The sequence below is a fragment of the Pantoea sp. BS_8 genome (assembly GCF_041954965.1).
Lineage (GTDB): Bacteria > Pseudomonadota > Gammaproteobacteria > Enterobacterales > Enterobacteriaceae > Pantoea > Pantoea stewartii.
Map to the genome: position 1 here is coordinate 61,504 of NZ_JAVAXU010000014.1, position 21,282 is coordinate 82,785.

The following is a 21,282-nucleotide window of genomic DNA, read 5'->3' on the forward strand; positions in this document are numbered from 1 at the left end:
GTCCGGTCAGGTGTGACAGTAAGGGTCCTTGACGGACGCTACGCAGAAAGCTCCCAGCAGCAGCACCGCCGAAACCGCCAGCAGCGCCCACATAAAGCCACCGCTGGTCTGGCGCACATAGCCAATAAGCGAAGGACCCACGAAGCCGCCCAGATTACCAATCGAGACAATCATCGCCAGTCCGCCCGCCGCCGCGCTCCCTGTCAAAAAACCGGAAGGCAGCGCCCAGAATGATGCCTGAAATGCCAGGATGCCGCTCACAGTGAAACACAGCGCAAGCATTTTGAGGACGGGTTCATCAATGAGGGCGCTGCAGCCTAACGCCACGGCGGCGATCACCAGCGCCGCGCTGATCCAGCGAATACGGTGGCGGGAAGCATTCGCGCGCTGTGCCCAAAACAGCATGCTGAAGGCGCCACAGATATAGGGCAACGCGGTCAGAAAACCCGTCGCGGTGTGGCTGACGCCAAGCTGTTTGATAATCTGCGGCATCCACAAACCTATGCCAATTGAGCCGACAATGCCGCAAAAGTTAATAAAAGCCAGAAGGTAGAGCAGGGGATTACGCATTGCATCCCGCAGGCTGGAACCGTGAGCCTTTTCGATCTTTTTCTGTTCATTCGCCAGCCGCCTGCTCAGCAACGCTTTTTCCGCCTCGCTTAGCCAGCCCGCTTTGGCCGGACGGTCATGTAAAAAGAACAGGCACATGACACCAAGTATTACCGCCGGAAAGCCTTCCAGCAGCAACAGCCACTGCCAGTTGCGGATAGTGTCGTGTCCGGTAATTTGCATCAACATGCCGGATAACGGCGCACCGATAATATTCGCCACGGGAATGCCGACCAGAAAGGCGGCCGTGATTTTGGCGCGCCAGCTGCCGGGGAACCAGTAGGTAAAAAACAGGTAAATGCCCGGGGTGAAGCCCGCTTCCGCCACGCCCAGGCAGAAACGGGCAAAGGCAAAGCTGACGGGACCGGTGACGAAGGCGGTGGCCATGGAGATCAGCCCCCACGAAATCATAATACGGGCGATCCAGATGCGGGCACCTACTTTTTGCATGATCAGATTACTGGGCACTTCGAAAAGGAAATACCCGATAAAGAACATGCCCGCGCCAAAGCCAAACTGCTCTGCTGTAATCCCTAAATCCGCGTTCATGCCCAGCGCGGCAAAGCTGACATTCGTGCGATCCAGATAACTGACCACGTAGCAGATAAAAATAAAAGGCAGGATACGGCGAAAGGCTTTGCCTGCCGCGACTTCACTTTGTTCAAAATCCGTTTGAGTCATGCCGTCATGGGACACGGGCACGTCATCCTGCTCCGTCATTGAGCGGGAAGGCGTTGAGTGCAGATTCATGGTTGTCTCCGCTGCGTTGCGTCAACGCAGAGTTATTCTCAGAGAAAAGCAGTGGAAAGAAAGGGCAGCGGGTGGCCTGGCGTTTGCATTGAGCAGGTAAGAATGCTGCCGCTGACAGATTCGGTGATAAATAACTGCCGGCGCTGATCGCCGCCAAAACAGAGGTTGGTGGTGGATCGTCCGACCGGGCTGGTCAGAATCTCAATCGGCTCTGCCAGATCGTTTAACAGCCAGACGCGGCCCAGCCCCGGGTTAGCAATCAGCAGTTCGCCCTGCGCGTTGACGGCGATACCATCAGGACCGCTTGGCCCGTGCGAGGTAAAGAACTGGCCGACTTTGCTGACCGAACCGTCACGCTGAAGCGGTACGCGCCAGATCGCATTGCCGCGCGTCATGGCGACATACAGCACCTTCTCGTCGGGTGACAGCACCAGGCCGTTTGGGCTCGGGCAGTTATCCAGCAGAACGGACAGTTGCCCGTCCTGGCTGAGCCGGTAAACGCGTCCGGACGGATCGTGCAGCCCCGTTTGGCCCTGATCGGTGAAATAAAGATTGCCCCGGCTGTCAGGGGTAAGATCGTTCACGCCGCGAAAACTTTCGCTGTTGCGGCGCGAGAGCCACGGCGCGATCGTGTTCTCCTTGAGGCACAGCTTCATCAGGCCGTGACGGTAATCCGTGATCAGAAGCGTATCGGGATCGGTCAGTTTCATGCCGTTGGGTTCGCCGTCGTACTGCACCACGAGCTCCCAGTTGCCCGCCATATCGACACGGAATATGCGGCCATACGGAATATCGGTCAGGTACAGGCAACCCGAGGGATGCCAGACCGGCCCTTCCAGAAACGAATCGGTCAGCTGGCCGCCGCGATTAGCGGCCGCCCAGGCATTGTGGCTGTCAGGTTGGCGGAAACGATCGGGCAGCCGGGTAAGTACCGTGGTCTGCCTGATCTCCGGTGTAGTCAGGCACATCATACCGTCGCTTCCTTCTGCGCTAAGATCTTCAGCAGATTGGTCACGGAAGCCGTCCCCATTTTCACGTAAGAGTTATCGCTCACGCCGCCGATGTGCGGGGTAATAATGACGTTTTCTACCGTCTGCCAGAGGTTGGTCGCGGTCAGCGGCTCCACAGTAAAGCTGTCCAGCGCCGCCCAACTGAGCCTGCCGCTCCTGAGCGCACGCACCAGAGCATCGTCATCAATCAGTCCACCGCGTGCGGTATTCACCAGCACGGCACCGGGTTTGAACTGTGCCAGCGCCTGGTCATTAATCATCTGGCTGTTTTGCGCGGTCAGCGGACAGTGCAGCGACACAATATCCGCGCGCGCATACAGCGTGGCTAAGTCGTCCACCTGTTCACAGCCCGCGGGCAGCGTTTTCGCCCAGGGATCGTAAGCAATAACCTGCATACCAAACACGCGGCCAATATCGGCCACCCGGCCGCCAATCGCGCCGAGGCCCACGAGCCCGAGCGTCCGGCCTTCCAGTTCAAGGGACTTGTGGCTGGATTTGTCCCAGTGTCCTTCACGCATCCGGCGATTCAGCGGAATCAGGGATTTGGTGCAGGCCAGAATCATTGCCCAGGTATGTTCAGCCACCGCCGCCGCGTTGGCACCCGGCGCAGACTGAACGCTGATGTTTCGTTCGGCCGCCGCGGCTTGATCAATAACGTCAATGCCGCTGCCATGTTTGGAGATCACGCGCAGCGCAGGCGCGGCATCCATGATGCGGGCGTTAATTTTTCCATAGCGCACCACGATTCCGACGGGATTATACTGCTGGCACAGCGCGACCAGATCGTCTTCGGTTGGCCTGGTGCCCGCAAACACCACTTCATAATCGTTCAGCATCGCAAGCGCGGCGGGGGCGATGTCAGCGCCGGTAATAATGACAGTATCCTGTTTGCGCATCAGAGTTCCTCCCCTTCCGCTAACATGCCTGCTGCACGCAGGGCACCGTTCAGCCAGCTCGGTCTTTTATCCCCGGCTTTGATTGCCGCAATACGGCGGGTTTCCATATCCAGCTTTTTCGCCGCGAGTTCCAGCACCAATTCGACCTCGTCACGTGGAACGACCACCACACCATCGATATCACCGACCACCAGATCGCCCGCGTTGATCGTCGCCCCGGCCACAGAAACCGGGTAATTCACACGACCGGGAATCAGCTTGGTCGGGCCACATGGATTCAGGCCAGCGGCGAAAATCGGATAGGTGTGGTTGCTCAGTGCATCCGCATCCCTGACCGCGCCATCGATGATAATGCCGGCAATGCCGGACGCTTCTGCCTGGGTCGCCATGATTTCGCCTAGCAGAGCACAACTGATATCGCCTTTACCGTCTACCACGATCACATCGCCGGGTTTGGCCACCGCCAGCGCAGCATGGATCGCCAGGTTATCACCTGAACGCACTTCCACCGTCACCGCCGGTCCGGCCACTTTCATATGCGCACCCAGTGGCTTAACGCGGCCATGGAGCGTGCCGCGTCTGCCCGCAACATCCGCAATAATCGCGGCCTGAAATTCAGCGGCACGTCTGACATAATCATGACTGACTCGCGTAACGTCGCGGTTGATCATCGGTTTTTCGTTCGCGGACATAGGTCACCTCACAGGGTTGATGTTTTACAGAGTAAAACTGTGTTGTACATAATGAAATTACTATATCGGTGACACTGACGCTCGCGCCAGTGTTGCGAGCTTGTTTGTGATGTAAATAAGATGTGACTCACAGTTTCAGGTACACTCAGTGCCAGCAAAAATCAGGAGAAGCGAAATGGGAAACGAAGGGGTTAATGCGGTAGAGAAGGCGCTGGCATTGCTGGATTGTTTTAAGCCAGGCGAAGAAAGCCTGTCCCTGACGGCGCTGTCGCAGCTCTCGGGCTACCACAAAACCACCGTTTATCGCCTGATGAATTCGCTGGAACGCATGAGTTATGTAGTCAGACGGGATAACGGGATTTATACCCTGGGACCAAGACTGCTGTATCTGGGCAAGCTCTACGAACAGTCGTTTCATCTGGCCAGCGTGGTCCAGCCCGAGCTACAGGCGCTGGCTTCGGCCACCCATGAAAGCGCCAGCTGGTATGTGATTGATAACGGTCAGCGTCTTTGCGTCTTCCGTGCGGAATCGTCGGATGGCCTGCGCCATACGCGACTGCCGGGCTCGCTTTATCCTCTGGATAACTCGGCGATTAGCCAGGTGCTGCGTTACTGGGGAATGGGCGAACCCCTGTTTGCTGAGACACCGGACTTACCGCTCTATACGTCGGGGGCGCGCGATCCGCACACTGCCGCCTTTGCCATCCCGGTGTTTGGCGAAGGGGATAAATTAACGGCCGCCCTGGCGCTGACCGGTCCGTCATCACGCTTAACCCTGGACCGCAAAGCGGCAGGGCTCGGTGACCTGATGCGGGAAAGTGCCGCCAGATTGTCGGCTCAGTTAGGGGCCAGAAAGCCGTTTTGCGATGGGGTTTACTGGGGTAAATAGCGGGCAGTGCCGCGCGGTTGGGTCAAGAACCGTTCGGCGGCTGAGCAGGGCAGGCATGTGCTGCCGTCCTCCGCCCCGTGTGCAGGCAGAACTCCGACATCTATTCTACTGCTGAGCCGGTCGCATCCGCGTTTCTCCGCTTGCCTGCAATCGGCCAGTGATAAAGCGGACCGCGCGGCGACGTCCGCGGCTCCGCTTCCGCGCCACGAAAGCGTGAGTCAGGTTAGCGGTAATAGATCGCTATCCGCTGATCCGCCACCGTTTCAATCGCCACCGGAATCTCAAACAGCCGCGTCAGCACGTCCGGCTGCATGATGTCGGCTGGCGTACCGCGCATAAAAACGGCGCCGTTTTTCATGGCAATGATGTAGTCGGAATAGGCGGAGGCGAAATTGATATCATGAATGACCAGAATGATGGATTTGTGCAGTTCATCCGCCGCTCGTCGCAATTGCTGCATTATGGTCACGCTGTGTTTCATATCCAGATTATTTAGCGGTTCATCTAACAGAACGTACTGCGTATCCTGGCACAGCACCATCGCCACAAAGGCCCGCTGCCGCTGCCCGCCGGACAACTCATCCAGATAACGCTGTGCCAGCGGCAACAAATCCAGAAAATACAACGCCTGCTCAATATGGTGTCTGTCCGCTTCCGTTATCCGTCCTTTTGACCAGGGATAGCGGCCAAAACTGACCAGATCGTACACCGTCAGCCGATGGGTAAAATGATTCTCCTGCCGTAGCACCGACAGCACTTTCGCCAGCTGTTCAGTGTGCGCCTCGTTCACCACCAGCGAATCGATTCTGATTTCACCGCTGTCCGGCGTCAGCAGTCGGCTCATCACCGACAGCAGAGAGGATTTTCCGGCACCGTTAGGACCAATGATGGCAGTAATGCCCGACGCGGGCAGGGTTTCATTGATATTGTTGAGAACAGAAAGCGTGCCGTAGCGCTTATTCACATTCACCACTTCAATCACGTTGCCACCTTTTTAAGCACCAGATAAAGAAAGAGTCCACCGCCAACACATTCAATGATGACGGACAGCGTGCCTGCCCTGTCCAGCAGTCGCTCCAGAATGAGCTGTCCGCCGGTCAGCGTAATCATGCCGATGAGTATCACAGCAGGCAGCATCTCGCGATGACGCCATGAGCCCATGGCGGGCCAGGCAAGATTCACGATCAACAAGCCCAGAAACGTCATTGGCCCCACCAGCGCGGTTGAGATCGCTACCAGCAGGGAGATGAGCAGCAACAGACCGGTCACGTAGCGCTGAACGGGCACGCCGAGTGCGGTGGCGGTATCGCTGCCCAGCGCCAGCACGTCAAGGCGATGGCGCATGCGCCAGATGATTACCGTCACAACAGCAATGACGCTGCCTGACAACAGCAGGACGTCACTGTCGGCGCGGGTAAAGGTGGCAAACATCCGGCTCTGTAAAACGGCAAATTCTCCCGGTGATAGCAGGCGCTGCATCAGTCCGGACAGACTGCGGAACAGCGTGCCGAACACCAGGCCTGCCAGTAAGACGCGCTGAAGTTCCAGCCCGCTGCGGTTAAATAACCAGCGGTAAAGCAGCGTGGCAAACAGCATCAGAAGCGCCGTTTCGCCCAGAAACTGCACCACAGGGTAGGTCTGGCTCAACGGCGACAGGTGAATAAAAAAGACCATCAGCGTCTGAAGTAAAATAAACAGCGACTCCAGCCCCATGATCGACGGCGTAAGAATGCGGTTTTGCGTGATGGTCTGGAAAAGCAGCGTGCTGATGCCCGAGGCAAACGCAACCAGCACCATAGTCAGTAAAATCTGGCCGCGGTGTTTCAGGAGATAGCCGATATTGCCCTGCAGGTTAAGGGTCAGAAACAGCGTGCAGAGCGCAATCGCGATGACGGTCAGCAAACACAGCCGTCCGGCAGGGGAGCGCATCCTGTTCAGCACGCGAGACGGCAGCGAACACTCAACGGCCATGGCGTTTCCCCTTCATAATCAGCAGCAGAAACACCGCCGCGCCCAGTACGCCGAGCAACGTACTGACCGGGATCTCGAACGGCTGCACGATAAGCCGCCCCAGGATATCGCAGCTTACTACCAGCATAGCCCCCGTCAGCGCGACCCAGTGCACGGTGCGTCGCAGGTTATCGCCAGCCAGCAGGCTGACAATATTCGGCACGATTAACCCCAGGAACGGCAGGACCCCGACGACCACGATAACCACGCCGCTGATGAGCGCAATCATCGCCATGCCCGTGAGCTGAACACGACGGTAGTTCAGTCCGACGTTTACGGAAAAGTCATGCCCTAAACCGGCGACCGTGAAGCGGTCGGCAAGCAGGCCAGCGAGCAGGGCGATCATCCCTACTAGCCACAGCAGTTCATAGCGCCCCTGCATCACGCTGGAAAAATCCCCCGATTCCCAACTGCCCAGCGCCTGCAGCAGGTCAAACTGCATCGCCAGAAAGGTGGTGACCGAACTGAAAACGGCCCCCAACATGATGCCGGTCAGCGGCACAATAAGGGCGCTTTTCTGACGAACATGGGCGATTAACAGCATAAACAGCAGGGTACCGGCCAGGGCGAACAGGGCGGCAATGCCCATTTTGACTATGACGGGCGCGGCGGGATAAAACAGCATGACCAGCAGTAAGCCCAGACCGGCGGACTGTGTCGTGCCCACGACAGAGGGCTCGACAAAACGGTTTTGCGTCAGCATTTGCATGATTTGCCCTGCAACGCTCATGGCGCTGCCAGCCAGCACCAGCGCGACCGTGCGCGGCACGCGACTCACCCACATAATCTCCCGCATGTCGGCATCGCGCCACACGTCCATCAGTGACAGCTGCGTGACGCCCGTCATCACACTGAGCATCATCAGCGCCACCAGCAGGATCAGGCTAAAGCTAAAGGCCACGGACTTCATTCTGGGCGGACGCCGGCTGTGCTGAGTGCCTGCCTGATCTGCTCCATCATCAGGCTGTAACTCTGGATCCCGCCAGCGAGGTACAACGAGGCCGAATCCAGCCAGATAATCTGCTGTTTTTTCCATGCCGTGGTGCGGCGCACCAGCGGATTATCCAGTACCTGCCGGGCAGAAACGCCCGCCTTGCTGCCGATGGCGCTGTCGCGATCCAGAACGAACAGCCAGTCCGGATTGGCCTGCATGATGAGTTCGGGCGAAATGGCGTTTCCGTGTTTACTGGCGGTCGGCAGGGCGATGGCCGGTCTGAACTGCAGGACATCAAAAATAAAACCAAAGCGGGAATGCGGTGTGTAAGCACTGAGTTTGCCGCCGTTGACCATCAGCATCATGGCCGTGCCTGCCTGAGCCGCCTGGCGGCGAAGGTCAGCAACCTGCGCATCAAATCTCGCCAGAACGGTGCTCGCCTGCGCCTGTTTACCCATGATTTCACCCAGTTGCGTGGTTCGCTGACGCAGGCTGTTTAAAACATCATTGGGATCGATATCCAGCGATACGGTCGGCGCAATGTCGCTGAGTTTGTTATAGGCCGCCAGGGCTCTGCCGCCGGCCAGAATCAGATCCGGCCTGGCGTGGCTCAGGGTCTCATAGTCAGGCTCAAATAACGTGCCCGCATTGAGGTACTCATCACTGTTGTAGCGCGCCAGATGGGCCGGATAGCTTATCGCGGTCCGGGGCACGCCCAGCGGATGAATTCCTAACGCATCGGCACTGTCCAGCGTTACCGGGTTTAAGATCACCACACGTTGGGGATGCAGAGGAATGGCCGTTGTGCCCTGAAAATGCGACAGCTGGACGCTGGGCGCGTCGCTGGCCGACGCCAACGGCGCGCTCAGTAAGCAGGCGAGCGCCAGTAAACCTGCCAGAGGGGAAAAACGCATACCTTCTCCTTGTACGTTGTCATTGTCCGTAAAAGTGTGCCCGGTTGTCGGGCTGAACATCCGCTTTCCGCCCTGGGTACGTGGTATGTTCAGCAGGGCGAGCGGACCCTCAGTGTTATCAGAACGAAGCCGTCACGGAGGCGTACAGCGTTCGTCCGGGAACGTAATAGTTATTGCCGCTGGTGGTACTGGCTGAGGGTTGCGCGGACACCGGATTTTTATCGAAAAGGTTATCGACGCCCATGTTGAATTTCAGATGCCTGGTCGCCCGGTACTGCCCGGACAGGCCATAAATCATATAGGCCTGGCGGATACGTGCAGTTGCGGTATTGCCGCGTGCGGCCTGATCCGCGCGGTTATTCAACCCCAGCATTTTTCCGTAGTATTTGGCGGTCATCGACAGACTGATCGCCTCGTTGACCTGCCAGTCCAGCGAGGACCAGGTGGCGAGTTTTGGCGTGGTCACCAACATGACGCCCAGCGTGTCTTCCGCTTTGATCATGCGCGTGAAAGTGTTATTCAGGGTCAGGCTTTTCAGCCAGGGGCCTTTCTCTTCAGTAATCAGAGGCACCGTCAGGCTGCCTTCCACGCCCTGCGTGCGGGCGGTATCCAGATTGACGCGCTTCAGCCAGTAGCTACCGGACGCATCGCCCGGAATATAGCCCACCGGCGCGGAAGCAATTTTGTCCTGAAAGCGGCTGTCAAAGAAGGTTAAGCCCACGCCCCATCCCGCATAATCGTACAGGGCGCCCACTTCCCAGTTCTGCGACAATTCAGGCTTCAGCGCGTCATTCCCCAGGGTATAACAGCTCCCGCCCTGGTAATCGGCATAGCCGTTACAGCCGGCACCGCGGGAGGTTTCGATAAAGCCTTTGCTGGCCTGACGTACGCTGGGCGCCTTAAAGCCTTCAGAATAGCCGCCTTTCAACGTCAGAGCGTCCGTGGCTTGCCAGACAAGATAGGCGCGCGGCGTGGTCCGGTTGCCGTAATCGGTATTATCCCGGCGCAGGCCCAGCGTCAGGGCCAGATCGTCCCGCAGGTCAATCTGGTTTTCGATGAAGATGCCCGTGCTTTTCGCTTCGCCAGTATGTTTACCAAAGGTATCGGCCGCGTCGGCTGTCACGCCCAGCGAGCGCGGGTTATGCAGCTCTTCTTTTTTCCATTGCGCGCCCACGGTCAGGTTTTGGGGCAAACCGAGTTCGAAGGGCAGGTTGAGATCGCCTTCAATAATGGATTCTTTATTCCACAACGTGCTGTCCTCGCTGCCCGTCACCACGCCGTTGGCGATAACCGGTACGTCCGACACCCAGTTTTTAAATTTATTCTGATAAGCGCTTAGCTTCGCCGTGCCAAATGCAAAAATGCCGCGGTAATCCAGCGCATAGTTTTCACGCTCAAGCTTACTGGCCCCGCGCAGATTAATTTCACTGCCGTTACTGGCGACGCCGGGAAGACCTTCTTCGGTTCCCTGCTGCGTAGAGATCGTCAGCCGATGCTGGCGGGTAATATCCCAGCCCAGTTCGGCACCGTAATTTTCATTCTTGCGTCCCTCCTGACCGCTTCCCCAGCGCAGTGCGCCGGTGTCGCTTTTATCCGCCTGGCGCTTATTCCACGAACCATTCAGACGCAGGTCAAACCCTTTCCCCAGTGGGCCGCCAACGCTACCTGTCCAGGTCTGGGTACTTCCCCGCTTATCGTCCTGCGGCTGGCGCGTGCCTGCGGTTAAGGTACCGTGCCAGACATCACTGTTTTTCTTCGTGATGATATTCACCACGCCGCCCATCGCATCCGAGCCATAGAGCGCGGACATCGGTCCCCGCACCACTTCGATGCGTTCAATGGCATCAACGGGGATCCAGTTGATATCGTCGAAATAGTTTTGTTGCGTGCTTTTGATGCCGTTGCTGGAGCTCATGCGTTTGCCATCAACCAGCAACAGCGTATACGCCGCTGGCATACCGCGCAGTTGAATACCGGAGCCCACATCTGTTCCGATGGCTTTGGATACGCCCGCGACACGTTCCAGCACATCCGCAAGATCCGTGGCCGATTTACCAACGTCCTGTGCCAGTTGCTGTGCGGTAATCACGGAAATGGATGCCGGAGCATCTTTCAGACGCTGTTCGACAGCTGAAGCCGTCACCACCATCACCTCTTCATCGGGATCGGTGATCTCCGGCTCAGCAAACGCAGGTGAAGCTATGCCAAAAACGGGAATGAAAAGACTGGTTTTGATACGACGGGCGAGAGGGGTTAACGACGTCATAACGGTTAATCCTTTAACGGTTGTTTGTCCTGAAGATATTTACGGGCTGATAAACAGCATAAGGCGATATATAAATGGGAATCAAATCAATAATCATTATCAGTTGGAGGTGAAATAAATGCGCAGGGTAATTGCGTGAGAATTTTAATGGTTCAGGATCGGCGGAAATGGTCTGGAAGCGGGAAAGGGTAGTTGCTTTTTATGTAAGACAGACCTTTGATATATAAAGATTTAAGACGAAGAATTTCTTCTTTTGCTGATTGGATTTCTGAATAATTCCCTGCCTGTAAGTTTCTTTTTAATATTATCTTTTTTTACGTTTGGGATGGTATTTATGAAAGGTAAAAGATGTTCTTGTTAATTTAGGTAATTGTTAATAGGTTGCGAAAAATGACGTGGATCAATAAAAAGTCTGGCTGTGTATTAAGTCAGTCAATATCGGATACTTGCAATGAATGACCATGCTTTTCTGGAACCGGTAAGTTTTGAATGCGTGTTTCAAAGGCACAGGAGGGAACAAAAAAGCCCGCAGGCTTGTGCGCTGGCGGAATCTGAATGAATCACCTATCTGCATGAAATTAAATATAAATATTTAATTTAAAAATAATTTGTATACCTAAGCGTATACCAATTGCTTTTGTTAAAGGGTTTTTCATGTTGGCGAGGGCGATGGTTTTGCATCTATAGTCAGATACGCTTTTAGACCTGAAGAGCGTTTTACACCACGCGGATCGGAAAAGAATGGAACACGGAGCTTTGGGGTGTCGTTCACTGTGATTTTCCAGACAGACCCGCCAATGAAATTGAACTCAATGGTTTTGTGATTGACAGACAGCGCCTCGAAAGAGCCTGACGAATACTCATTGCCAACCTGCAAACTTTCAACAATCCCCTGACTCAGGCTGATGAGAGTAACAGTAAGAAACTCCTCAAATATCACATCATCCGTTGTGAAAAGAATATACCTGTCATTGTCGACTTTAACTGAGGCTTCGAGTACCTGCCCTTTTATAGTGATACCCGTCGGTTTGTTATCGATCACTACTTCAGAAACGGCCTGCTGAAAATCAGTCGCTTTACTTTTCTCAACAAGCTTTACCGTGAGAGTTTGTTCCATGACTATCCCCAAAGACGTCCCATTTCAAAGGCGGCAAGTGCACCACCAACAAATCCACCAATCAAAACACAAACGGGTGCTCCGGGGCCGCATACCAACCCTGCTAGAGCACCTCCCGCTGCACCACCTGCTATGCCTGCACCGTTAATCGCTATTTGTTTACCGGTTTCAGCAACCTTGTTTTCAGCATTATAAATTTCATATACCGAGATGGCTAAAGAGAGGACGATAAGCCCTTTTCCTGCTCGTGAGAGCTGCAACATCTTCAGGTTAACGCTGGGATTAGATTTACCCGCAGATTCCACGATGCTGGCATACACCTGGTTTTTTTGCACTTCAGAAAGGCTGGCAAAGTTTGTTTTAGGCCCAAAAAGTGAGGTCGCTTTCTTTGCGACTAACTCATTAAGCGTCTTACCTGATGACTTCATCCTTTCCGCCATTGCACGGCCAAGTGGCGTACTGCGAGTCCTGATCATTTCCATGATGAGATTTCGCGTTTCCTGAGCTTCTTTCGCAGCCTGTTCCCATGTTAGCAATCCAGCATTAACTCGGGATCGTAAATCGTCAGCCATCTCTTTGATACGCCTCGAATACTCAAGGCGCAAGCGGGGATCTATGGATAGTCGAGCGGCAGCAGCAGCAACATCCCCCTGCAAAGCATTAATCGCTGCGTCAAACTGTTCACGATTTTTAGTGTCCAGTGCATTCAAAAAAGAGGTGTCCATTTATTGCTCCTTTTTTAGCCGTTCAGACTTTATCAAAACAGTTGCGCGGCCAGAAAGCGAGATCCAACGAAAAAAATTTTATAAATAATCCTTCACACTATTCACCTTCTTATTTTTTATATTTATATCATATTGTTAACTGGTGATGGATGGGTGAAGGGTGACGCATATCCTTCACCACGGGTGAACGATGGGCATAAAAAAACGGCTTTCGCTGGTTGAGGCTGGAGCCTCACTTAGGGCATCCGCTGCTTGGCCGTGCGGATGATGACGTAGAAAATGGTGTACTCAGACGGAAATTACACCGGCTAAGCGCCACCACCTCGTTGAGGCACTCGCTGATGTTGCACAAGGTATTGACCAGCACGTGCTGCTGACCTGCTCCCCGTTGATTAATACACCGCGATGTCAGTAATGTCTTCATAAGCCACATGAGAACATCCCCATGAAGAAGCGATTTTCCGACGAACAGATCATCAGTATTCTCCGCGAGCCAGAAGCCGGGGTTTCAGCCCGGGAACTCTGCCGTAAACATGCTATTTCAGACGCTACCTTTTAATCCTGGCGCAAGAAGTTCGGCGGCATGGAAGTTCCCGAAGTGAAGCGGCTCAAGTCGCTTGAAGAGGAGAACGCCCGCCTCAAGAAGCTACTCGCCGAAGCCATGCTGGATAAGGAGGCACTTCAGGTGGCTCTGGGGCGAAAGTACTGACGACAGACCAGAAGCGGGAAGCCGTGGAGGTCATGTGTGAGGCAATGGGTCTGTCGCAACGCCGTGCCTGCAGTCTGGCCGGTCTGTCACTTTCAACCTGCCGTTATTCGGCCCAGCGTCCGGCTGCTGACGCGCAACTGTCTCTACGCATCACAGAGCTGGCACTTGAAAGCCGGCGATTTGGTTACCGACGGATCTGGCAGTTATTGCGCCGGGAGGGCCTTCACATCAACCACAAGCGGGTTTACCGCATCTATCACCTTAACGTAAGCGTATCGTTCAGACCGTCTTTTATTTTCCCCCTTGTTTCCTACCATGGACACTTTCGCGAACATGGACACTACCGTGGACAGAAACACGCCTTACACCAACAGACCCTGGATCACTGCTGCACTCAGCCTGCGGTTTAACGACGCCCTGACTTACCGTGAAATTGCTGAACAACTGAATATCAGCACTTCCGCCACGCATAAAATGTTCAAGCGTTTTCGCCGCACGGCTATTAACTGGCCATTGCCGGAGGAATACACGCCTGAGCGTCTGGAGGAGGAGCTTTACGCCTTCAATCTTGAAACAAACCTGCCTGTCAAAAAACGCCGTCCGGACTGGCCACTGGAGTTTAAAATCCGCATGGCGGATTTAACCCTGCAGCCGGGTGCCTGTGTGGCACAAATTGCACGTGAGCATGGCATCAACGATAACCTGCTCTTCAACTGGCGGAACCTGCATCGTCAGGGACTGCTGGACCCTGCCAGCAGAGCCACTCTCATTCCGGTCACTGTGGAGCCTCTGTCGCCGCCATCCAGACACAACGGGGCCGTATCACCAGACCAGCCACCGGTCATCAGTTGCAAGCTGACACTACCGGGCGGCACCCTGAGTCTGACCGGGCCACTGACGCCGGAGCTGCTGCGTGCACTGGTCAGCGAGCTAAGGGATGGTGAGGCATGATTAATTTTCCGGCTGGCTCGCGCATCTGGCTGGTCGCCGGCGTGACGGATATGCGCTGCAGTTTCAACGGGCTGGCGGCGAAAGTACAGAACACGCTGCGCACGGACCCGTTCAGCGGTCATCTGTTTATCTTTCGCGGGCGGCGGGGCGACATGATAAAGGTACTGTGGGCGGACCGCGATGGCCTGTGTCTGTTCACCAAACGCCTGGAGCGCGGACGCTTCGTCTGGCCGGTGACCCGCGACGGAAAAGTCCACCTGACTCCGGCGCAGCTGAGCATGCTGCTGGAGGGCATAAACTGGAAACATCCGCAGCGAACGGAACGCCCTGGCCTGCGGATATAACCTGCTGTAAAGTGGGCTTATGAACACCCCGAACCCTGATGAAAATGCCCGGCTCAGGGCACAGCTGCAGGAGCAGCAGACCACCATTCGTAAAATGGCGGAGTATAACCGCCTGCTCTCACAGCGGGTGGCGGCGTACGCCAGCGAAATCAACCGGCTGAAGGCGCTGGTTGCCAAACTGCAGCGCATGCAGTTTGGCAAAAGTTCTGAAAAGCTGCGTGAGAAAACGGCACGCCAGGTCCGCGAGGCAGAAGAGCGCATCAGCGCCCTGCAGGAGGAGATGACAGAAGTGCTGGGTGAGCAGCATGATCCGGGACTCCCACAGCCGCTGCGCCAGTCTTCCTCCCGAAAACCACTTCCTGCCTCACTGCCCCGCGAAACCCGCATGCTGTCCCCGGCAGAAACCACCTGTCCGGCGTGCGGTGGGAACCTCAGCCCGCTGGGCTGCGACGTGTCGGAGCAACTGGAGCTCATCAGCAGCGCCTTTAAGGTTATCGAAACGCAGCGGCCCAAACTGGCCTGCTGCAGCTGTGATCACATCGTTCAGGCCCCCATGCCATCAAAACCCATCGAGCGCAGCTACGCGGGGCCCGGCCTGCTGGCCCGAATCGTCACCGCGAAGTTCGCAGAGCACACGCCGCACTACCGGCAGTCAGAAATCTACCGCCGTCAGGGCGTGGATCTGAGCCGGTCCACGCGATGGTCCGGCGCGGTGAGCGAACTGCTGGAGCCGCTGTACGACCTGCTGAAACAGTACGTGCTGATGCCGGGCAAAGTGCACACCGACGATATCCCGGTACCGGTTCAGGAGCCGGGCAGCGGCAAAACGCGCACTGCCCGGCTGTGGGTCTACGTGCGGGATGACCGCAACGCGGGTTCACAGCTTCCGCCTGCAGTGTGGTTCGCGTACTCACCGGACCGTAAGGGAATGCATCCGCAGCAACACCTTGCCGGGTACAGCGGTATCCTGCAGGCAGATGCTTACGGTGGTTATAACGCGCTGTACGAAGACGGCCACATCACAGAAGCGGCCTGCATGGCGCACGCCCGGCGCAAAATCCATGATGTGCACGTCCGTACGCCGACCGACATCACCACCGAAGCGCTGCGGCGCATCGGTGAGCTGTACGCCATTGAGGCAGAGATACGCGGCAGTCCGGCAGAGAAACGACTGGCGGTCCGGAAAGTGCGGACCGTCCCGCTTATGCTATCGCTGTATGACTGGATACAGGGGCAGATGAAGGTGCTGTCGCGCCACTCGGATACGGCGAAAGCGTTCGTGTATCTGCTGAAACAATGGGATGCGCTGAACCTGTACTGCCGAAACGGATGGGCGGAAATCGACAACAATATCGCAGAGAACGCACTTCGTAGCGTAGCGCTTGGCCGCAAAAATTGGCTGTTTGCGGGATCAAACAGCGGAGGTGAAAGAGCCGCCACCCTGTATTCGCTGATCGGAACCTGCCGTCTGAACGGTGTGGAACCGGAGGCGTGGCTTCGCTATGTCATTGCTCATATCCAGGACTGGCCGGTGAACCGTGTTAAGGATCTGTTGCCCTGGCAAGTGAGTTTACATTCTTGATAATTTTGTAATATGGGCATGCAATAATTAACGTTAACTTCTTCTAATCGCTAATCGGCAGAAAATGAGGTTGTCAGTTAATGCTGGTCACACGGAATTTCTTCAGAATGCAGCTTGAATTCGCTGCTTATATAGCTTCTGTCACAAATGCGTCTCTGGGGGCTGCAATCATGGATTATACGAATATTTATATCCGGCTGGGATTTGGACGGGATTTCGATGCCGCTAACCCGCAGTGGATAGAATACGTTGACGGCCTTCAAAGCAGCCCAGCCAGGAATGCGATATATACCCATGAAGTCTGGCAGTCGAGAGCCGAAGTCCAACCGCCAAGGGTGATAGCGATCGCGGGCTGTTTTTCATGTGGATATGAGTCCGGGAACACTGCAAGGATTCATTTCGAAAATCGAGAAAATGAAAAAGAGTCACCACTGAGCTATAGCCAGCGGGAAATGAGATATGCAGAATTACGGAAACTCTTCCGGTTTACACTGATGTCTCATCCTGAAATTGAAAACGTTTGCGGGCTTTCATGGTTATATAATATAAGTGCATACCGCAGACTTTTCCCTCCGCAATATATAGCTTCTTCGAAGCCGGCTACTGGTAAGTACCGGAATATGCCCCTCTGGGGACAGTTTTTGTATAGAAATGGGGAAGTAAGAACTGACAAGGCTGATTTTTTTTATGAAAAACTCAGTCGAAATCCTTCATTAAGTGAAATCTCAGGGTGTTTCCCACTTCAGCCTCTGGCAGTTAAAGCTCCTGTTACGGTGTTTCGACATTTCTTCGATATATAGTAGTTATCTTGTCTGGTGTTTAAAACCCGGCCCCTATAAACACGGTTTGAATATTACGCTTACCAATTTCACGTTAGGTGAGAGCGTCATTGTACCGCAGGCTCAGAGCTGTGATGATCCAGGGCCTGTTGGTGTAAGGCGTGTTTCTGTCCACGGTAATGTCCATGTTCGTGAAAGTGTCCATGGTAAGAAACGCGGGCAGAAATGAAAGACGGTCTGAACGATACGCTTACACCTTAACGGCCTGTGTGTAAAAGCAGGCGCCGACGTAAGGGTCTGGCGACTGAACGGCTTCCGCTTCTCCGCCCGGAGGCGCCGAACATGACATGGTCAATGGATTTTGTCATGGATGCACTTGCCAGCGGCCGCCGGATTAAGTGCCTGACCTGTGTGGATGATTTCACGATAGAGTGCCTGACGATCACCGCCACTTTCGGTATTTCAGGCGTTCAGGTCGTGCGTATTCTGGACGGCATCGCGCTGTTTCGTGGATATCCGGCAACGATAAGAGCCGAGCAGGGCCCGGAATTGACCTGCCGTGCGCTCGACCAGTGGGCTTTTGAGCATTGCGTGGAGCTGCGGCTTATCCAGCCCGGTAAACCGACACAGAACGGATTTATTGAGAGTTTTAACGGACGCTTTTGGGATGAATGCCTGAATGAGCACTGGTTCAACGATATTCTCCATGCCCGGAGAATCATTAATGACTGGCGGCAAGACTATAACGAGTCCAGACCTCATTCATCGCTGAATTACCAGACGCCGTTTGAATTTGCAGCATGCGGGCGAAACGGGAAACATGAAGAAAAACCAACCGACATTACTAACTGAAGGTTGTATCAAATACTGGGGGCAGGTCAGATCGAAAGCCTGTGCCCCAGAGATAACAATGTAAGTGATGATAGTAGTCATGATTTCAATTACCCATGAATTTGGATGGCATCCAGCGAGAGCATGATGATTAAAAGAAGGATTGAATGTGGTTTCTGGCTGTTAGAGATGAAGCAAGAGGTATCGACTAAATAGGAGTAGGGGTCTTAAGTGCAGTTTAATTAGATAACCAGCTGGTCACATTGGAAAACTCAGTTACCCGTACTACTACCCTGGGCGTAAAATACTCTGTAGTTGATTCCGGCTATGGGTATTTATACAGCTATAAAATATGATAAAATATAGCTAGTGATAGTCAGCATAACTAAGCGGTGCGGTTTATGAGCAATAAATTCAAGGTGATAGATCTCTTCTGTGGTGCTGGTGGGCTTTCCACTGGATTCTGTCATGGGGAAATGTCGGAGCACTTTGAAAGCATTCTTGCCATAGATAACGATGCAGCAGCGATCAAGACTTACAACGCAAACTTCAACTCACATGGTATCAAGGCAAACATTGAGGAGTGGATTGCTTCTAATGAAGTCCCACCTGCCGATATCGTAATCGGAGGGCCGCCATGCCAGGGATTTAGCCTCCTGAACAAGAACAGGGAAGGTGATCATCGCAGAGCTCTATGGGAGCCCTACATGGACATCATTCAGCTTTCTGGCGCTTACATGTTCGTGATGGAAAATGTCCCCGGTCTGCTGAAAAGCGATGAGTTTGTCGATATTTCTTCCAGAGCTGAATCCATGGGCTTTGTGCTTCTTAACCCAAAAGTACTGAACACTGCTGACTATGGTGTGCCCCAGACCAGGAAAAGAACCATAGCTATCGGCATTAAACGTGAGTGGTTTGAGCTGGCTAACGTTCCCGCTTTTCCTCCAGCTCCTTCTCATCAATCCCCGGAGAAAGCTGGCGCGCTTCCTGTCTGGGTTTCTACACATGAGGCGATTGGTGATTTACCAGAACCAGTGGGTACTGAGATCCGAGATGAACTGCCTCCGATGAATCTTCACTTTGGCCGTAATCCAACGGAGATTTCCAGAGAACGCTACGTGGCGGTGCCTCCCGGTGGGAACCGTTTCGACTTACAGAAGAATCGACCTGACTTAACCCCTGCCTGCTGGATCAAAAAGACATCAGGCGGAACAGACTTATTTGGGCGCCTCTGGTGGGAAAGACCCTCTGTAACTATACGTACAGAGTTCTTTAAACCAGAGAAGGGACGTTACCTTCATCCTGATCAGCATCGCCCTATTACTCATCGCGAAGCCGCCAGACTGATGTCATTCCCTGATAATTTCATTTTTCATGGTTCAAAAACGGAAGTCGCACGCCAAATTGGTAATGCTGTTCCTCCTGTATTCGCCGAAAAAATTGCTGCATATGCTCTTGATGTCATGCGGGCAAAGAAAGATGATGCGGTAACTGTTAAGAAACAAAACGCTGCATAGGAAGTTAAAGGTTTATGGACGAACACAACGCAATCGGTAATGTGGCTTTCGCTGAGGCACGTAAAGAATTTCACGCACAACTTTTATTGAATACATTGACTACCAACGCTGCAGGTGTGGTAAGTAATGCAGATGGCAGTAATAACAACAGTAAAGCAATAGCCCGGGAAATTGCCCGTTTGCTGAAGGCTGAAACGGTAGGCGAAAGGATTGCCGGGCAGACCTCAGGTAATCAGTTCGAGAGCATCTGTGCTCAGTTTGTTGAAAAAACATTTCTGAAACTTGGCCACCTACGACCAGGCAGATGGAATATTCAACAAGTCTCTGGCCGCAATCGCCTTGAAATAGCCAAGTATGAGCAATATGCTCACCTTATAGCCCTCGATAACGCAGCTAAGAATGATGCCCAACTTGCCGCTGCGTTAGGAAGTGACTATACCATTTCACCCGATATTGTAGTCGCTCGTCAGCCTGAGCATGACAGCATAATCAACAAGCCAGAAATGATCGTGGATGACTCAGTAACCTTAATGTCAGGACTTCGCGAATCCAATGGCGGTAAACCGTTACTTCATGCGAGCATTTCCTGTAAATGGACGATAAGAAGCGATCGAGCGCAGAACGCGCGGTCTGAAGCGCTTAATCTTATGCGAAACCGTAAGGGCACTCTTCCACATATCATGGTTGTTACAGCTGAACCAACGCCAAGCAGACTTGCCTCCATAGCACTAGGCACAGGTGATATTGATTGTGTCTATCACTTTGCTCTTTATGAGCTTCAAGCCGCAGTAAAGCTTCTCGGTTTAAATGATGCAGCTGATATGCTTGCTGTAATGGTTGATGGTAAAAGGTTGAAGGACATTTCGGATTTACCATTGGACCTCGCCATCTGAACCTGAGATAAGTTAAGTAGGTTCCTTAGAGCTAAATGATTACATTATCCACCTGATAATGCTGGAGCCAATTATGAGTATTTCTACACCCTGGGGATTGATTGGAAAAGTAATTAAATGGGCGTGGGGAAAATTAACCCGATTTTGGTTATACAACACCTACAAAAAATCTCACGAAGACAAACAAAAACTACTGCGTCTGGGATCATACTGGGAGAACTTGGGCGATCATCTTGAATATTCACTAAGACTTTCTAATCCCGCTGACCATGAGAAAGTAAAATCCAAGGTGGCTTTTCGCTGCTTGAATATTCCACTGAAAAAAGTTGTCCTCTTTTTTGAGGCAAGGGGAAGTGGGCTTCGATATCAACAGAAAATTGAGCTTAAGAATGTCGATGAAAACATTCTCATTGTAACCCTAGATCAGATTCCTCAAGATGATTTGTTAGAGTCGAGTGAGCGAGGAATATTTTTCACTATTAACGAAATCCAGTTCATCGATTGCCAATTAACAATGATGGATGGCAAGAAATTACCTGATTTTGATTCGTTGACATCCCATTTGACTTACAACTGGTTACTCAATGATAAGTGGCAGCGTCGCTGGGGAAGGCTATGGAACTGTAACTCGATAGAATATGCCAAATTGGAGATGTCAGGTTACTTCCGGCACAGGTTGGGGGATTATCAATATTTCATTCTTCACTCAGATCATGATATTGAAATCACTCTGATAGGGAGAGTGCGTAAATTTTTTTGTAAAGTAATGATTCATCCACATATGTTAACAGCACTATTCTGGTTAGCTATTCACTCTGGACGTTACAGCTTGGGCGATGGAAAGCTGAATCGAAAAAAATAGTT

Annotated in this window: 19 protein-coding genes and 2 pseudogenes; 10 read left to right on the plus strand and 11 right to left on the minus strand. The window is 53.5% G+C overall.

The features are described 5' to 3' along the window. Positions 1–6: 6 nt before the first annotated feature. The 4 genes from RAC65_RS19900 to RAC65_RS19915 are packed head-to-tail and all read right to left on the minus strand — an operon-like array spanning position 7 to position 3,957. Positions 7–1,359, minus strand: a complete 1,353-nt coding sequence (locus tag RAC65_RS19900; protein ID WP_375097072.1) for an MFS transporter — start codon at positions 1,357–1,359, stop codon at positions 7–9. A gap of 38 nt (positions 1,360–1,397) precedes the next feature. After that, complete coding sequence (locus tag RAC65_RS19905) at positions 1,398–2,330, minus strand: SMP-30/gluconolactonase/LRE family protein (protein ID WP_033739393.1); 933 nt, start codon at positions 2,328–2,330, stop codon at positions 1,398–1,400. After that, a complete protein-coding gene (locus tag RAC65_RS19910) occupies positions 2,327–3,265 on the minus strand; it encodes a hydroxyacid dehydrogenase (protein ID WP_375097073.1) in 939 nt (312 codons plus the stop codon). The genes RAC65_RS19905 and RAC65_RS19910 overlap by 4 nt, the downstream gene beginning before the upstream one ends. Continuing rightward, on the minus strand, positions 3,265–3,957 hold the full coding sequence (locus tag RAC65_RS19915) for an RraA family protein (protein ID WP_375097074.1): 693 nt from the start codon (positions 3,955–3,957) through the stop codon (positions 3,265–3,267). The genes RAC65_RS19910 and RAC65_RS19915 overlap by 1 nt, the downstream gene beginning before the upstream one ends. A 175-nt stretch (positions 3,958–4,132) precedes the next feature. On the opposite strand from RAC65_RS19915, the gene RAC65_RS19920 reads away from it, so the two are divergent. Then, positions 4,133–4,846 (plus strand): IclR family transcriptional regulator, encoded by a 714-nt coding sequence (locus tag RAC65_RS19920; RefSeq protein WP_033739386.1) that lies wholly within the window; start codon positions 4,133–4,135, stop codon positions 4,844–4,846. Between the two features lie 223 nt (positions 4,847–5,069). Here RAC65_RS19920 and RAC65_RS19925 read toward each other — a convergent pair whose 3' ends face one another. The 7 genes from RAC65_RS19925 to RAC65_RS19955 all read right to left on the minus strand — a co-directional run bounded on the left by RAC65_RS19925 (position 5,070) and on the right by RAC65_RS19955 (position 12,812). Further along, positions 5,070–5,828, minus strand: a complete 759-nt coding sequence (locus RAC65_RS19925) for an ATP-binding cassette domain-containing protein (RefSeq protein WP_324029976.1) — start codon at positions 5,826–5,828, stop codon at positions 5,070–5,072. Beyond that, a complete protein-coding gene (locus RAC65_RS19930; RefSeq protein WP_205952199.1) occupies positions 5,825–6,817 on the minus strand; it encodes an iron chelate uptake ABC transporter family permease subunit in 993 nt (330 codons plus the stop codon). The genes RAC65_RS19925 and RAC65_RS19930 overlap by 4 nt, the downstream gene beginning before the upstream one ends. Beyond that, on the minus strand, positions 6,807–7,766 hold the full coding sequence (locus tag RAC65_RS19935) for an ABC transporter permease (protein ID WP_375097075.1): 960 nt from the start codon (positions 7,764–7,766) through the stop codon (positions 6,807–6,809). Before RAC65_RS19935 ends, RAC65_RS19930 begins: the two co-directional genes overlap by 11 nt. Continuing rightward, entirely contained in the window at positions 7,763–8,704 is a 942-nt protein-coding gene (locus RAC65_RS19940; RefSeq protein ID WP_375097076.1) for a siderophore ABC transporter substrate-binding protein, read from the minus strand. The genes RAC65_RS19935 and RAC65_RS19940 overlap by 4 nt, the downstream gene beginning before the upstream one ends. Before the next feature lie 118 nt (positions 8,705–8,822). Then, the gene (locus RAC65_RS19945; RefSeq protein ID WP_375097077.1) at positions 8,823–10,970 is read right to left on the minus strand and encodes a TonB-dependent receptor domain-containing protein; all 2,148 of its coding nucleotides are present in this window, start codon (positions 10,968–10,970) and stop codon (positions 8,823–8,825) included. Positions 10,971–11,622: 652 nt separating this feature from the next. Then, complete coding sequence (locus RAC65_RS19950; protein ID WP_375097078.1) at positions 11,623–12,087, minus strand: hypothetical protein; 465 nt, start codon at positions 12,085–12,087, stop codon at positions 11,623–11,625. 2 nt (positions 12,088–12,089) lie between these two features. Beyond that, a complete protein-coding gene (locus RAC65_RS19955; RefSeq protein WP_375097079.1) occupies positions 12,090–12,812 on the minus strand; it encodes a hypothetical protein in 723 nt (240 codons plus the stop codon). Positions 12,813–13,257: 445 nt separating this feature from the next. Between RAC65_RS19955 and RAC65_RS19960 the strand changes: the two are divergent. The 9 genes and pseudogenes from RAC65_RS19960 to RAC65_RS20000 form a co-directional block, all read left to right on the plus strand. Next, positions 13,258–13,787: pseudogene (locus RAC65_RS19960) on the plus strand (transposase); the annotation flags it as partial. A 79-nt stretch (positions 13,788–13,866) separates the two neighbouring features. After that, on the plus strand, positions 13,867–14,472 hold the full coding sequence (gene tnpA / locus RAC65_RS19965) for an IS66-like element accessory protein TnpA (protein WP_375097080.1): 606 nt from the start codon (positions 13,867–13,869) through the stop codon (positions 14,470–14,472). Continuing rightward, entirely contained in the window at positions 14,469–14,816 is a 348-nt protein-coding gene (tnpB, locus tag RAC65_RS19970; protein ID WP_185200521.1) for an IS66 family insertion sequence element accessory protein TnpB, read from the plus strand. The genes tnpA and tnpB overlap by 4 nt, the downstream gene beginning before the upstream one ends. 19 nt (positions 14,817–14,835) lie before the next feature. Then, on the plus strand, positions 14,836–16,398 hold the full coding sequence (locus RAC65_RS19975; RefSeq protein WP_375097081.1) for an IS66 family transposase: 1,563 nt from the start codon (positions 14,836–14,838) through the stop codon (positions 16,396–16,398). A 107-nt stretch (positions 16,399–16,505) separates the two neighbouring features. Beyond that, on the plus strand, positions 16,506–17,198 hold the full coding sequence (locus RAC65_RS19980) for a hypothetical protein (protein ID WP_185200522.1): 693 nt from the start codon (positions 16,506–16,508) through the stop codon (positions 17,196–17,198). 232 nt (positions 17,199–17,430) lie between these two features. Then, positions 17,431–18,029 (plus strand): annotated as a pseudogene (locus RAC65_RS19985) (integrase core domain-containing protein); the annotation flags it as partial. A gap of 380 nt (positions 18,030–18,409) precedes the next feature. Next, positions 18,410–19,525, plus strand: coding sequence for a DNA cytosine methyltransferase (locus tag RAC65_RS19990; protein ID WP_375097082.1), 1,116 nt, complete (start codon positions 18,410–18,412; stop codon positions 19,523–19,525). Between the two features lie 14 nt (positions 19,526–19,539). Further along, positions 19,540–20,418: an NgoMIV family type II restriction endonuclease gene (locus tag RAC65_RS19995; RefSeq protein ID WP_375097083.1), complete on the plus strand. Its 879-nt coding sequence runs from the start codon at positions 19,540–19,542 to the stop codon at positions 20,416–20,418. A gap of 73 nt (positions 20,419–20,491) precedes the next feature. Next, positions 20,492–21,280 carry a hypothetical protein gene (locus RAC65_RS20000; RefSeq protein ID WP_375097084.1) on the plus strand — a complete coding sequence of 263 codons (789 nt, stop codon included), beginning with the start codon at positions 20,492–20,494 and terminating at the stop codon, positions 21,278–21,280. Positions 21,281–21,282 lie beyond the last annotated feature (2 nt).